The organism is Calothrix sp. PCC 6303 (genome assembly GCF_000317435.1).
Taxonomy (GTDB): domain Bacteria; phylum Cyanobacteriota; class Cyanobacteriia; order Cyanobacteriales; family Nostocaceae; genus PCC-6303.
In genome coordinates this window covers 6,485,132-6,500,263 of record NC_019751.1, presented here as the reverse complement: position 1 = coordinate 6,500,263, position 15,132 = coordinate 6,485,132, and the positions used below count along the sequence as shown (strand labels likewise).

12 protein-coding genes are annotated in these 15,132 nt (G+C 41.1%); 9 read left to right on the top strand and 3 right to left on the bottom strand.

From position 1 onward, the window contains the following. Nucleotides 1-45 precede the first annotated feature (45 nt). Both CAL6303_RS26445 and nfi read right to left on the bottom strand, forming a co-directional pair. Nucleotides 46-612 carry an FHA domain-containing protein gene (locus CAL6303_RS26445; protein WP_015200909.1) on the bottom strand — a complete coding sequence of 189 codons (567 nt, stop codon included), beginning with the start codon at nt 610-612 and terminating at the stop codon, nt 46-48. 148 nt (nt 613-760) lie between these two features. Then, entirely contained in the window at nt 761-1,426 is a 666-nt protein-coding gene (nfi, locus tag CAL6303_RS26440; RefSeq protein ID WP_015200908.1) for a deoxyribonuclease V, read from the bottom strand. Nucleotides 1,427-1,477: 51 nt separating this feature from the next. On the opposite strand from nfi, the gene CAL6303_RS26435 reads away from it, so the two are divergent. The 4 genes from CAL6303_RS26435 to CAL6303_RS26420 all read left to right on the top strand — a co-directional run bounded on the left by CAL6303_RS26435 (nt 1,478) and on the right by CAL6303_RS26420 (nt 8,044). Further along, nucleotides 1,478-2,005, top strand: a complete 528-nt coding sequence (locus CAL6303_RS26435) for a hypothetical protein (RefSeq protein ID WP_015200907.1) — start codon at nt 1,478-1,480, stop codon at nt 2,003-2,005. Between the two features lie 248 nt (nt 2,006-2,253). Further along, nucleotides 2,254-3,405, top strand: a complete 1,152-nt coding sequence (locus CAL6303_RS26430; RefSeq protein ID WP_015200906.1) for an NAD-dependent epimerase/dehydratase family protein — start codon at nt 2,254-2,256, stop codon at nt 3,403-3,405. Between the two features lie 207 nt (nt 3,406-3,612). Next, nucleotides 3,613-4,749 (top strand): glycosyltransferase family 4 protein, encoded by a 1,137-nt coding sequence (locus tag CAL6303_RS26425; protein WP_015200905.1) that lies wholly within the window; start codon nt 3,613-3,615, stop codon nt 4,747-4,749. A 643-nt stretch (nt 4,750-5,392) separates the two neighbouring features. Continuing rightward, a complete protein-coding gene (locus CAL6303_RS26420) occupies nt 5,393-8,044 on the top strand; it encodes a GAF domain-containing protein (RefSeq protein WP_015200904.1) in 2,652 nt (883 codons plus the stop codon). 82 nt (nt 8,045-8,126) lie between these two features. Here the strand turns inward: CAL6303_RS26420 and CAL6303_RS26415 are convergent, their stop codons facing one another. Beyond that, the gene (locus tag CAL6303_RS26415) at nt 8,127-8,384 is read right to left on the bottom strand and encodes a hypothetical protein (RefSeq protein ID WP_015200903.1); all 258 of its coding nucleotides are present in this window, start codon (nt 8,382-8,384) and stop codon (nt 8,127-8,129) included. A gap of 371 nt (nt 8,385-8,755) precedes the next feature. Between CAL6303_RS26415 and purC the strand changes: the two genes are divergently transcribed. The 5 genes from purC to lpxA all read left to right on the top strand — a co-directional run bounded on the left by purC (nt 8,756) and on the right by lpxA (nt 14,943). After that, nucleotides 8,756-9,496 (top strand): phosphoribosylaminoimidazolesuccinocarboxamide synthase, encoded by a 741-nt coding sequence (gene purC, locus CAL6303_RS26410; protein ID WP_015200902.1) that lies wholly within the window; start codon nt 8,756-8,758, stop codon nt 9,494-9,496. Between the two features lie 230 nt (nt 9,497-9,726). Next, nucleotides 9,727-12,156: a BamA/TamA family outer membrane protein gene (locus CAL6303_RS26405; protein WP_015200901.1), complete on the top strand. Its 2,430-nt coding sequence runs from the start codon at nt 9,727-9,729 to the stop codon at nt 12,154-12,156. Between the two features lie 123 nt (nt 12,157-12,279). Continuing rightward, on the top strand, nt 12,280-13,137 hold the full coding sequence (gene lpxC / locus CAL6303_RS26400) for a UDP-3-O-acyl-N-acetylglucosamine deacetylase (protein WP_015200900.1): 858 nt from the start codon (nt 12,280-12,282) through the stop codon (nt 13,135-13,137). A gap of 144 nt (nt 13,138-13,281) precedes the next feature. Then, a complete protein-coding gene (fabZ, locus tag CAL6303_RS26395) occupies nt 13,282-13,791 on the top strand; it encodes a 3-hydroxyacyl-ACP dehydratase FabZ (RefSeq protein ID WP_015200899.1) in 510 nt (169 codons plus the stop codon). Between the two features lie 324 nt (nt 13,792-14,115). Next, complete coding sequence (lpxA, locus tag CAL6303_RS26390; RefSeq protein ID WP_015200898.1) at nt 14,116-14,943, top strand: acyl-ACP--UDP-N-acetylglucosamine O-acyltransferase; 828 nt, start codon at nt 14,116-14,118, stop codon at nt 14,941-14,943. The last annotated feature ends 189 nt before the right edge of the window (nt 14,944-15,132 follow it).

The window sequence follows — 15,132 nt, the reverse complement described above, 5'->3', positions numbered from 1 at the left end:
CGAAAAGCAACTTTGGTTGTTATTTGATATCTCCTGTTATAATTTTCAGTTTTTGGGAGAAACTAAAACGCTAACAGCCGCAGCTAAGGAAGTTCCGCACCAAGGACAACCAACATCTAAATACTTGGGTGGGGATATTCGGTGACAATTAGGACATTCTAGTCCGTAGTTTCCCTGAAGGTTGAGTGGCTGACGAGGTTGCTGTTGAGGAGGTTGCTGTTGATGATGGCGATGAGGTTGCTGTTGAGGAGATGCCAAAACAGTTGCAGCCACATTACTTTCTTCGGGAACAGATATCACCAGAAGTTGCACTTGTCCCAAAAAAATAACACTGCCTGCATGTAGTTGAAGTTCTCCATGAACTAGTCGCTGTCCGTCTATAAGGGGAGGGTTTTGCGATCGCAAGTTCCGCACCATGAAGCTATGCTGTTGCAAGTTAAAAAATATTTCAATATGTAAACCGGATACAGTAGGATGGCTCAGAACAATATCACATCTAACTGGATCCCTACCAATACGAACGGTACCGAGATTTTTAGCTGATTGATTCTCGTAGATTGTCTGAGTATAGTTTTTACCATCATCATGCCACTGTAAAGTTAGTGCATTCATCTTTCTGACTCGCTAACTCCTACGTAAAATAACTTCAATTCGGTTCTATGTGATTCCTAACACGATTACGCAAATGCTTACAACTATTTTCAAGAATTTAGAACAAACTTAAAGAACCAAGCCAGGACTAAGCTAAATAATGCCTACTTTACCTTGAAGAAGCTAATTTGTCTGCAATGCGTGTAGTTTCTGGTAGTCGGTACTTAGTAGTGCAGTTTAAAGTGTATTCAATGGCAGTAGCTAAACTGATTCGATGACCAGGAGAAACATAAACTGGTTTCACACCACTGCGTGTTCGTAAGACTGCACCAATAGTTTCACCTTTATCTGTCAAAGGTTGCCAACTCCCTTTAGTATCAGCCAAAGCATCATGTTGACCAATAAACCAAGATTTAGCTACACCAATAGTCGGTATATCCACGAGTAAACCTAAATGGCAAGCAATGCCAAATCTTCGAGGATGTGCCGTCCCTTGACCATCACACAAAATCATATCTGGTGTAGTTTTAATCTTTTGTAAAGCATCTAACAGCGCTGGAATTTCCCGAAACGACAGAAAACCAGGAATATAGGGAAATTCGGTGGGACGATAAGCAATACTAGTTTCCACCAGTTGTAAATCTGGAAAACTCAGCACAGCTACCGCAGCGCGGCTAACTTTACCATCCTCTGTAAAACCCATATCCACCCCCGCCACATATTGAATCGGTTCGATAAACTGATCTTGGTTAATGACTAGGTTTCTGAGGTTTTGTTGAACTGCTTTTGCTTCTTGGGTAGTTAATGACCAACTGTGAAGTTGATTAATATTCATAATTTATTTAGGTGTGGTTTATATTTCAACGTAACTAGATCAGGAACAATAATGACGAGTGGCGTAAATTATGGGTATGGGGATAGAAACAGGGTGTACCTCCGCATCTGCTTCGCAGTTGGTTTGCTATCGATGACACTATGGGGATGTATGCCGAACTTTTCGAGAGTGGGATGGAAAACCTATAGTAATTCCCGTTATGAGTTTGAATTTCTTTACCCAGAAAATTGGCAATCTCTCTCTGTACCCGAAAATAATGATGGTATCGGTTTTATTTCACCACAACACCCGGAAGTTGAAATTCGAGGATGGGCTGGAAGTTTTTTAGCATCTGAGTTGCAAGGAGGTAAACAAAACTTAAAACAAGCCATTAAGCCGAATTTCCAGACCAAACAGGGAATTAAAGGGACACTACTGGTGGAAGTCACATCACAAAGAATTTTAATGACTCTGACCTTGAGCCAAGGACAAATAAAATATTATTGGCAAGGACGTTGCAATAGCCAAAATTTTGCCAAATATTATCGTTTGTTTTATTACATAGCCCAAGAATATAAAGTTAAAAGTCCTGAGTCGTGATCGATATTTAATTTCACGTAAATCAATATTGAGAAAGCTATTTAGAGGATAAAAACTGTGATTTGAATTTTGCCACTCAGTGTTAGATTTAATGCTTTGTGACTCAAAATTAGGACTCCGGTATTTATAAACATTCCTTAATTTGTGCTTAACTATCTACAAAAGTTCTCCACAATCTGGCTAAATAGTGGTTTAGAGGGGACACAAACCTGGTAGATTTAGCTATCAGCGAGTAAAAACAGGTAAAAATGAAAGTCCTGGTTATTGGTGGCGATGGCTATTGCGGTTGGGCAACCGCTCTATACCTCTCTAATCGAGGTTACGAAGTAGCAATTTTAGACAGTTTGGTGCGTCGGCACTGGGATAATGAATTGGGTGTTGCAACCCTGACTCCCATCGCCTCGATTCAGCAACGCCTCCAGCGCTGGAAAGATTTAACTGGTAAGACTATCGACCTTTTTATTGGCGATATTAACAATTACGAGTTTCTGAAAGCAGCGCTGAACAAGTTTGAACCAACATCAATTATCCATTTCGGTGAACAACGTTCGGCACCGTTTTCGATGATTGACCGCGAACATGCGGTATTGACGCAGGTCAATAATGTTGTGGGGACGCTGAATCTACTTTATGCGATGAAGGAGGATTTCCCGGATTGCCATCTGGTGAAGTTGGGAACAATGGGCGAATATGGTACGCCAAACATTGATATTGAGGAAGGATATATCACCATCGAACACAACGGACGTAAAGATACTTTACCGTATCCGAAACAGCCCGGTTCGATGTATCACCTCAGTAAGGTTCATGACAGCCATAATATTCACTTTGCCTGTAAAATGTGGGGCTTGCGGGCTACAGATTTGAATCAGGGCATTGTTTATGGGGTGTTGACCGAAGAAACCGGAATGGATGAGATGTTAATTAATCGTCTCGACTATGATGGTGTGTTTGGCACGGCATTAAATCGTTTTTGTATTCAAGCAGCGGTGGGACATCCTTTGACTGTTTATGGTAAAGGTGGACAAACAAGAGGTTTCTTGGATATTCGAGATACTGTACGTTGTATTGAAATAGCGATCGCTAACCCAGCCGAAGCCGGGGAATTTCGTGTATTTAACCAATTTACCGAACTCTTTAGCATCGGTGATTTGGCGGGAATGGTGAAAAAAGCTGGTAACGCTATCGGCTTAAATGTAGACATCAACAATTTGGAAAATCCTCGGATTGAAAAAGAAGAACATTATTTCAATGCCAAAAATACCAAGTTGTTAGATTTAGGTTTACAACCTCACTATTTATCTGATTCTTTACTTGATTCGCTGTTGAACTTCGCTGTGAAGTATCAAAGCCGCATCGATGGTAAAGAAATTCTGCCAAAGGTCACTTGGCATCGCTAAAAAAACAAGGAGTTGAGAGTGGGAAAATCCGCGTTTTCCCATTCCTCTCCATCCCAACTTTGATTTTCAGGATATGACGGAAAACCTGAATCTAATTGGCAACTAATAACTGAATACAGCCTCCACTACAACTAGCGATTTTTTTTGAGCATACTTCGGCTAAAACTAATAGCTGATAACTAATAACTGATAACTGATAACTGATTTATGAGAATTGCTCTTTTTACAGAAACCTTTTTGCCCAAGGTAGATGGAATTGTGACCCGTTTAAGCCACACCGTCGATCACCTTCAACGTCAAGGAAACCAGGTATTAGTTGTTTGTCCTGAAGGTGGAATGACCGAGTATAAAGGAGCAAAAATCTATGGTGTGTCAGGTTTTCCACTACCACTGTATCCAGAATTAAAGTTAGCTTTACCCCGTCCTTCCATTGGTGAAGCTTTAGAGCGGTTTCGACCTGATATTATCCATGTAGTTAACCCAGCAGTCTTAGGTGTATCGGGGATAATTCATGCCAAGTTACACCATGTTCCCCTCATCGCTTCATATCACACACATCTACCACAATATCTACAACATTACGGTTTAGCCGCTTTAGAAGGCTTGCTTTGGGAATTACTCAAAACAGCACATAACCAAGCTGCATTGAATTTGTGTACCTCCACAGCAATGTGCAATGAATTAACAGCACATGGAATTGAACGAGTAGATTTGTGGCAACGGGGGGTAGATACCGAAACATTCCATCCCAGTAGGGTTAGTTTGGAAATGCGATCGCGTCTTTCCCAAAACCACCCTGATAACCCATTATTACTTTATGTTGGGCGACTCTCAGCAGAAAAGGAAATTGAACGCATCAAGCCTATTCTCACAGCAATTCCCAACGCCAGATTAGCATTAGTAGGCGATGGACCCCACCGCCAAGCTTTAGAAAAACACTTTGCAGGTACCAACACATTTTTTGTCGGTTATCTCAAAGGGGTGGAATTAGGTTCGGCATTTGCCAGTGTTGATGCATTTATTTTCCCATCCCGCACCGAAACCCTGGGATTGGTACTTTTAGAAGCAATGGCAGCAGGGTGTCCAGTGGTAGCGGCAAATTCCGGAGGAATTCCCGATATTGTCACTGATGGAGTCAATGGTTATTTATTTGACCCGCAAGCTGACGATGCAGGTGCTATAGCTGCCACACTACGACTCTTAGCAGAAACCGAAGAACGAGAAGCCATCCGCCAAAATGCTCGAAATGAAGCGGAACGTTGGGGATGGGCAGCAGCTACCCGTCAATTACACAGTTATTATCAGCAAGTTATCTACTCGCAATCCACAAAAGTTGCAGCGTGAAATCAGTTAATAGTTATTCAAGTTTCACTCGGGGATTTAAGCCGACCTGTACTAGTAGTCTGTCAAAATAAAATTGACAGACTATTAGTACAGCATAGTGAAAATGAAAAAAACGATTCTGAAAATTGTCAACCGTAATCAAAGCTCAAATCGATGTTTACATTACAAAATTAATTCTTGGCTTATTTGCCGACAAAAAAAACAACGTCAAAATAATACTTTCAGACTAGGCAATAATAAAAGTTATACGCCTCCCGTGAGTATCAGAATATAGCATCCTGAAACTACCGTCAATCCGTAGATCAATTTTTCTATATGTTAAAATTTCCTGACATCTTAACATATTAAACTTTAGTTATTTAAATCTTAATTGAGCCAAAACATTTTCTAAACTTATACAAATACCCAAAAGTGCGATATTTCACTAGATTAAGTGACATCTCACCTAAACATGAATCGGAGTGTTTAGATTTTAAGCGATCGCAATTAATATGTAGCAATTGCTGCATATGCTACTAAAATTGGTTAGGGATTTCAGTAGAAAGATTTAGTCGTGCCCATAAATTCAGTATTGGAATGGGACACATTCAACTCTAAATCCCAAATCTTAAACATATATAGAATCCCTAACCCAAAAACACCCATGACACTTCCCAACGCTGGTAGCGTCTTGGCTACATTAACTGAACTCACACAAGTAAACCTGGCTAATCCCCTACTGCACCGAGTTCAAGACATTTCTGTGAATGAATTTGCTTGCTTACTCGATTTTATTACTGCCGAATTTGAGCAATTTCTACGGGCAATTGATTTACTCAATAACGAAGCCCTAGAAACCATGCTAGAAAAGGTACTGGAAGCAATCACATCGAAAATTGGTCAAATACTCCAAGCAGAACACACAACGATTTTTTTGGTTGATAATGATAAGGGACAACTCTGGTCAAAAGTCCCTCAAGATCATGTCCATAAAAATTTAGAAATTCGCACACCCATGACGGTGGGAATACCAGGTCACGTCGCCAGCACAGGGACATGTTTAAACATAGCAGAAATATCAACTCATCCTTTATTTAGCCCAGAATTAGAACGGCAAATGGGCTACAAAATTCATAATATTTTATGTATGCCTGTGATGAGTAGTAAAAATCAGGTTGTTGCCGTTGTTCAGTTGGCAAATAAAACAGGTGATACAGCTTTTAGTAGCGAAGATGAAGATAGATTTCGTGACTTTGCAACAGCAATTGGCATAATTTTAGAAAGCTGTCAATCTTTTTATGTGGCAGCGCGAAATCAGCGAGGTGTTACTGCACTTTTGCGGGCAACCCAAACTCTGGGGCAAAGTTTGGATTTAGAAGTAACTTTGCAAATTGTAATGGAACAAGCCAGAATTTTGATGCAAGCTGATCGTAGTACGCTATTTTTGCATCGTAAAGAGATGAACGAATTATGGACAAAAGTAGCGGCAGCAGATGACGAAACTGTGATGGAAATCAGCATTCCTTCTAATAAGGGAATTGTTGGTTATGTGGCTTCCACTGGAGAAGCTTTGAATATAAATGATGCTTACAAAGATCCACGTTTTGACCCGACAACTGACCAAAAAACCGGATACTTTACACGAAACATTTTGTGTTTACCTGTGTTTAATTCAGCAAATGAATTAATTGGAGTCACACAGTTAATTAATAAGCAAAAGGGAAGTTTTACGGCTTCCGATGAAGAATTTATGCGAGCCTTTAATATCCAAGCTGGAATTGCTTTGGAAAATGCTCGTTTATTTGAAAGTGTTCTACTGGAAAAGCAGTATCAAAAAGATATTTTACAAAGCCTTTCTGATGCAGTAATCTCCACCAACATGGAAGGCAAAATTGTCACAATTAATGATGCTGCTTTAGAACTATTAGGCTGTAACCTATGCGAAGGCATAGGTAAAAGTAATAAACTATTTTGGGAGCATCATATCCTCAACCGTTTTGTTTGGGATATAGTGCCAATCGAAAACTTACAAATGCGCTTACAAGATAGTTTAAAAACCGGAGCTAAACATTATGTTCCTGAACAAAATTTAACTGTAGGAATATACCGAATTCCAGATATTTCTAGCCAGGATAAAGACTCTATAAGTCAGAATTATCACTCGATTTTAGCAGTCCGCAAATCCACTCCGGAAACACTTGGCGATTCTCCTACCCTGCGGGAAGCTAACGCAACGGAGACACTTCGTGAACGCACTACTCCCCAAGTCTTTATTCCTTGGAATCAACCACTCACCCCCCAGTCTCAGCTACTGAGTGCTAACCAGATCCAGCAAATTGAACGTAGCATCAATCTCACTGTCAACCCCCTAACTAACCCAGAAGGAGGTGTACGGGGGGGACTGGTGGTATTGGAAGATATCAGCCGCGAAAAACGCATGAAAACCACCATGTATCGCTATCTCACTCCCCATGTTGCCGAACAGGTGATGGAATTGGGGGAGGATGCATTAATGGTGGGGGAACGAAAAGATGTCACCATTCTATTTTCCGATATTCGCGGATACACGACACTTACGGAAAATCTTGGTGCTGCTGAAGTGGTTTCGCTGCTAAATCAATATTTTGAAACGATGGTGGAAGCAGTTTTCAACCACGAAGGTACCCTAGATAAATTTATTGGTGATGCACTAATGGCTGTATTTGGGGCACCTTTACCGCTTACGGAAAACCACGCTTGGAAATCTGTCCAAGCAGCTTTAGAAATGCGAAAACGTCTCGAAGAATTTAATCAACGCCGTATCATTGAGCAACAACCTTCGATTAATATTGGTATTGGTTTAAGTTCTGGGGAAGTGGTTTCTGGGAATATTGGTTCCCATAAGCGGATGGACTATACAGTTATTGGGGATGGGGTAAATTTGAGTTCTCGCCTAGAAGGTATAACTAAAGAATATGGTTGTGATATTATTTTAAGCGAATTTACTTACAATTTGTGCAGCGATCGCATTTGGGCAAGACAGCTAGATAAAATCCGCGTCAAAGGGAAACACCAAGCTGTGAATATCTATGAATTAATTAGCGATCGCACTACACCACCAGATGCCAATACCCAAGAATTTATTTCACATTATCATGCTGGGAGGGATGCTTACTCATCACGGGATTTTGCCACGGCAATTGATTGTTTTGAAGCCGCAAGGAAAATTCGTCCTCAAGACTACGCTGTAAAAATTCACATCGAACGCGCCGCAAACTACTTACATAAACCCCCATTTGCCTCTTGGGATGGAGTATGGACAACAAGTCAGAAATAATGACAAATGTAGGAAATAGGGAACTGTATCAATACTTACTTATTAAAATTGCAACGCAATGTTCTAACTCGCTGCCGATGGGTTATTCTGGGCTATCCCCCTCACTCTGGAATAAATTCTCGCCAACTTTAAGTTGCTTTCTTGCTTGTTTCAATTGCTTCCACAAGCTTTTGATTTGCTCATAAGCATCTTCGGGAGACAGCTTGCCAGAAGTTTCTAGATTACAAATAAAACTTATTTTCTGAGCAAACTCTTGGAGATTGGCGTTAAAAACCAAATTTTCTGGCTTAACTTGACCGTAGTAACGACTACGAGGATAAAGAAAATCGTCCTTTTCCATTTTTCTTTTGTCCACTGATTAAATTTATCCTCCCATCATTAAAAATCCGGTCTTCTGGTAAGTAACAATTGATAATTATTATCACCTATTATACTGAATATATACATTCTCGCCAAAAAGACAAATATAATTGTATTAGTATATACTTATTTTGCCTCAACGAACTTAACTAACACAACCGCAAAAAAACTGATATTTAAAATAGGGAATTGAATTATCAATTTATCTAATACTGTAACTTCAAATACAGAATTAGATAAGTATCATACCAAGAGTGGGTCAAACCTTATCAGTTAAGATTCAATAGTATAAAGGTTGATAAGTTAAAGATAAAATAATTAAGCTAAAAGCTCAAAAACCAATTCTCCACTATGTCTGTGAATAAAAAGTTATACGAAGGTAAAGCCAAAGTTATCTACTCTACGGAAGATCCTGATATTCTACTGGCTGATTTTAAAGACGATGCAACTGCCTTCAACGCTCAAAAAAAGGGAACCATCACCGGAAAAGGAGTTATTAATTGCATTATTTCTGCCAAATTATTTGCAGAATTAGAAAAAGTTGGTGTAAAAACACACTATATAAACAGTGTATCGCCAAATCAAATGCTAGTGCGAGCAGTAAAAATAGTACCCCTAGAGGTAGTAGTCAGGAATATTGCAGCAGGCAGTCTATGTCAGCAAACAGGATTAGCACTTGGCACAGTTTTAAAAGTTCCCCTAGTAGACTTTTACTATAAAAAGGACGAATTAGGCGACCCGCTCTTAACAAGCGATCGCATTACACTCCTAGAACTAGCCACACCGGAACAAGTGGAAGCAATTACTCATCTAGCATTGCAAATCAACCAATTTCTCATTGGGTTTTTTCGGCAATGTGACATAACTTTGGTGGACTTTAAGCTAGAGTTTGGCATGGACTCGCAACAACAGATACTACTAGCAGATGAGATTAGCCCAGATACCTGCCGTTTGTGGGACATTTCCACTCAAGACGATTCCAATCGCCGCGTATTGGATAAAGATCGCTTTCGTAAAGACTTAGGCAACGTGGAAGATGCCTACCAAGAGGTTTTACAACGGGTGTTAAAAGCGGTGGAAAATCAGCAATAGTCGGAAGATAGTAGTCAACTACTTCAAAGCCAGCAGCAAAGAAAGAAAACTGAATCTGACAGCTTTAAGAGCAAGTTTCCACCATGCTGCGCTATTGTTAATAGTCTAATAGCGAGGACAAACAAATCCAAAAACAGCCTTGACTCTTGACTATTGACCAAAGACTATTAGCTAATGACTAAATAACTACTTTGTGACGGTGTGTGGACGTGAAGAGGAATTTAAATAAAATGCGCTTATCTCCGGTTTTGGCGACAATGGTGGCAATTACAGCCCCCCTAGGCAGTTCGTTGAGTGTAAATGCTCAAACTTCTCAAGAACAGATAAATCCTGAAGTCACCACTTCAGTAATAGATCAGCCACAGGAAAAAGTGACAGCACCTGTCACTGATTCAGGATTGGAAAAAACATCACAGCAAATTATTGTTCCGACAGTAAATCAAGCTGATAGTCTCAAAACACCCGTAGTAGTACCAAGCAATTGGGAAAAAACGGCAAATAAACTAAACCAAGCCGCTTTACTCAAGCCATCTGTATCCATTTCCCCCCTCAACACCACAAACAAACCCAATCAATCCTTATTAAAAAAATTGGGAACCGTGGTTACAGTTACAGGGCAAACACCCACTACAGGGACTCAACAAAAACCCATTATCAGTCAAACTCCTGCCCCTGTTCCTCTCCCAGAACCAGTTCCGGAAAATCCACCAGCAATAGAACAACAACCAAATACTGTACCCGCGCCAAATAGCCCTACAGGGCAACCAACCCAGCCAGATATAAATTTTGGACAACCAAATCAAGCAGCCCCAGAAAATAACGCCGCAGAACCTCGCGTTTTAGTTTCTGAAGTGGTAGTTAAGCCCCAATCAGGACAACTAGCACCAGAATTAGAACAGGAAGTTTACCGAGTTATCCGTACCCAAGCAGGGAGAACCACCACAAAATCCCAACTTCAGGAAGACATCAACGCTATTTTTGCCACAGGCTTCTTTTCCAACGTTCAAGCCACACCCGAAGATACACCTTTAGGAGTACGAGTCAGCTTTGTTGTGGCAGCCAACCCAGTTTTAACCAAAGTTCAAATTCAAGCCAACCCAGGTAGTGATATCCCTTCAGTTCTACCTGCCAAAGAGGTTGATGAAATATTTAAATCTCAATATGGTAGAATCCTCAACCTAAAAGAATTACAAGAAGGCATCAAACAACTAACCAAACGTTATCAAGACCAAGGTTATGTCCTAGCAAACATCATTGGTGCCCCACAAGTTAGCGAAAACGGCGTTGTCAACCTGCAAATTGCCGAAGGTGTAGTGGAAAATATTCGCGTCCGTTTCCGCAATAAAGATGGGCAAGAAACCAACGAGAAAGGCGATCCAATTCGCGGACGCACACGCAATTATATTATTACTCGTGAATTAGAACTCAAACCTGGAAAAACCTTTAATAGGAACATCATCCAACGGGACTTACAGCGAGTATTCGGCTTGGGATTATTTGAAGATGTCAACGTCTCACTTGATCCGGCAAGTGACCCCAGCAAAGTTGACGTTGTGGTTAACGTAGTTGAACGTAACAGCGGTTCCATCGCCGCAGGTGCAGGTATCAGTTCCTCCAGCGGGTTATTTGGTACCATTAGCTACCAAGAGCAAAACCTGGGTGGCAGAAACCAGAAATTAGGTACAGAATTTCAAGTTGGTACTAGGGAACTACTCTTTGATGTCCGGTTTACAGATCCCTGGATTGCTGGAGATCCCTACCGCACTTCTTACACCGTCAATGCCTTCCGCAGAAGATCAATTTCCCTAATTTTTGACGGCAAAGACGACAACATCGAAACATTCGATCCCAGCAGACCAGACGAAGACGGAGATAGACCCCGCGTCACCCGTACAGGTGGTGGAGTCACCTTTACTCGCCCCCTTTCCAAAGACCCCTTCAAAAGCTCAGAATGGGTAGCCTCAGCAGGATTACAGTACCAAAGAGTATCAACCTTAGATTCTGATGGTGATGTTCGCAAAGTAGGTAGAGTCAACAAAGATCCCAACAAAGAAGTTGATTTGAGCGCTTCGGGAGAAGGTAAAGACGATTTATTATTAGTACAACTTGGCGCATCACGCGATCGCCGAAATAATTCTCTCCAACCCACAAAAGGATCTTTCCTCCGTATCGGTGTTGATCAATCTGTTCCCGTCGGCTTAGGAAATATCTTTTTAACCCGTGTCCGTGGTAGCTACAGCCAATATTTCCCCGTCAAATTTACCAACTTTACCAAAGGACCCCAATCCCTAGCCTTTAACGTTCAAGCCGGAACAATTCTCGGAGACTTACCACCATATGAAGCATTTTCCATCGGTGGTAGTAACTCTGTACGCGGCTACGAAGAAGGTGCATTGGGAAGTGGACGCAGTTACGTTCAAGCATCAGTAGAATACCGCTTCCCTGTATTCTCGGTTGTCAGTGGGGCATTATTCTTCGACGTTGGTAGCGACCTAGGAACCAGCACCCGACCTGCCGACGTACTCAATAAAAGTGGCACAGGTTATGGCTACGGTTTAGGTGTACGGGTACAATCTCCCCTCGGACCAATCCGCATCGACTACGGCATTAGCGATGAAGGTGATAGCCGCATCAACTTCGGTATTGGGGAAAGATTCTAAAATATAGCTGTAGCCATTTTATTAGGACATTTACCTGTTCCCTTTTAGATAAATATCTATGTCCTAGCCGAGATGTCCACTGCTATATCAGCCAAGTTTCAAATTTGACAAATCAATAAAAACATGCATCAGCATACCATCGCCGCTGAAGTCATCCAAAGGGGAATTGGACTTCATAGCGGTAATATTACCCAGATTCGCATCTTACCCGCAGCCCCAGGCAGCGGACGCTATTTCGTCCGAGTTGATTTACCAAATGCTCCAATTATCCCCGCCCAAGTGGCTGCGGTGAACCAAACCTTACTTTCTACACAATTGGGAAAAGAAGAGGCTTGCGTCCGCACTGTAGAGCATTTGCTGGCGACTTTAGCAGTGATGGGTGTGGATAATGCCCGCATTGAAATTGATGGGGCAGAAATTCCCCTGCTAGATGGTTCAGCAAAACTCTGGGTAGAAAGTATTCAATCTGTTGGGCTATTAGCACAAACCACAGACAAATTACCCCATATTCCAGTTATTCAGGAACCAATTTGGGTTCGCCAAGATGATGCCTTTGTTTGTGCAATGCCCGCAAACGAAACCCGCTTTAGCTACGGCATCGACTTCGATCTGCCAGCAATTGGTAATCAATGGTACAGTTTCTCGCTAGGTAGCCCATCAGAAAGAACTTGTGAAACATTCATCAGCGAAATTGCCCCAGCCCGAACATTTGGGTTGCAGCATCAAATCGAACACTTACAGCGATCTGGGTTAATTAAAGGTGGTAGTTTAGATAATGCACTCGTTTGTGGATCAGCAGGATGGCTAAACCCACCCCTGAGGTATGCAAATGAGCCAGTACGTCATAAAATTTTGGATCTAGTAGGAGATTTGAGTTTATTGGGAGTTTTTCCCCAAACTCATTTTTTAGCTTACAAAGCTAGTCACAACCTACATGTTCAATTAGCTCAAAAGATTTTAGATTTTGGATTATTTGACTAGTGCAGCCATCTGGAAGTCAAAAAGTCAAAAAACATGACTTTAGTCATTAGTTAATTTGTTGACAATTTGAACTACTAGCATCCTCAAATCAACAATCCCAAATAAAGAATCACAAATAACAAATCCAAATTTCACAGAGTGCCGATGTCAACTGTCACCGAAGTTAATACCGCGAAAGTGTCCGAATCTGAAAGTAACTCTTTGCAGCCAACCGAAGTGAAAAAGACCTTCAACATTGAAGAAATTCAAAAGCTGCTACCACACCGCTATCCCTTTGCCCTGGTGGATAAAATTATTGATTTCGTCCCAGGAAAAAGCGCAACTGGCATTAAGAACGTTACCTTTAATGAACCTCACTTCCAGGGGCATTTTCCCGGAAAACCGATTATGCCCGGTGTACTAATTGTAGAAGCTATGGCACAAGTAGGAGGCGTTGTAATGACGCAAGTTCCACAATTAGAAGGTGGAATGTTTCTATTTGCGGGTATAGATAAAGTTCGTTTTCGCCGCCAAGTTGTTCCAGGTGATCAGTTAATTATGACCGTGGAACTGTTATGGGTGAAACAACGTCGATTCGGTAAGATGCAAGGTCGCGCCGAGGTCGATGGTCAACTCGCTTGTGAAGGCGAATTAATGTTTTCACTAGTAGTCTGAAATATTTACTAATAGGTTTGGGTACTAATACCGGGTACCCTAACTATAACTTGGGAAAATATACCAGTAAAATGGATTCATCTCAAGAATATTGTAAAATCTGTAAAATTTCTCAATTTTCACACTGCCCTCACACGCTGTGTTGTTAACCCGACACTTTTGGCTACTGATTAAATAGACAGATGAAAAAAATCAATTTTGGTTAGGGAAAAGGATTCAGAAGACAAGATCATCTGATTTCTAACTCCTGCTACCCGAATTACTATTTTTTGCCAGATGTTTACCGAATAAAACTTAGCACTAGACTCTTCTGGAGATGCACCCTTGAAGACGCTTATTCATCCAACAGCTGTAATTCATCCCAACGCGGAACTCCATCCAACAGTGCAAGTCGGAGCCTATGCTGTGATAGGAGGGCATGTAAAAGTAGGTTCAGAAACTGTGATTGGTGCCCATGTGGTACTGGATGGTTTAACCGAAATTGGTTCAAGAAACCGAATTTTTCCTGGTGCCGTAATTGGTACTGAACCTCAAGACCTCAAATATGCGGGGGAACTGAGTTGGGTCAAAATCGGTAACGATAATTCAATTCGGGAGTATGTCACCATCAACCGTGCTACCGGGGCAGGTGAAGCTACCGAAATTGGCGACGGGAACTTATTAATGGCATATGTTCACGTCGGTCATAACTGTATATTAGAAGACTCCGTAATTATTGCTAACTCTGTGGCGTTAGCAGGTCATGTGCATATTGAAGCAAAAGCTAGATTGAGTGGGGTTTTGGGAGTTCACCAATTTGTCCACATCGGCAGACATGCCATGGTGGGAGGAATGACCAGAATTGACCGAGATGTGCCTCCATTTATGACAGTGGAAGGCAATCCATCACGGATAAGGGCATTAAATTTAATCGGACTTAAACGGGCTGGTTTTACAAATGCTCAATTACAAACTCTCAAAAAAGCTTTTCGTTTTCTTTATCGTTCAGAATTAACTTTTAAAGACGCTTTAGAAAATTTAGAACTCTTGGGAGATACTGAAGAACTGCTACACCTACGTCGCTTCTTGTTATTATCGCAAATGCCAGGAAGACGGGGATTAATTCCAGGTAGAGGTGGTAAAGCTACCAGCAAAAATGACGAGTCTGTTTAATTTTGAATTGTGGATTTTGGAGCTAATTTAAAATCCACAATTCAGCTAAACTTAGCCTCAATAGTATGAATAATTATAGTTTTGAACCAAGTGAAAGAGTTATTTGTGCTCCAAACAAAATTTGCTTGTGAAAGCCTATTGGGTTTCAATAAAGTTAAAAGTGGTGTAAAGTCTAAAGTTAAAAATCCC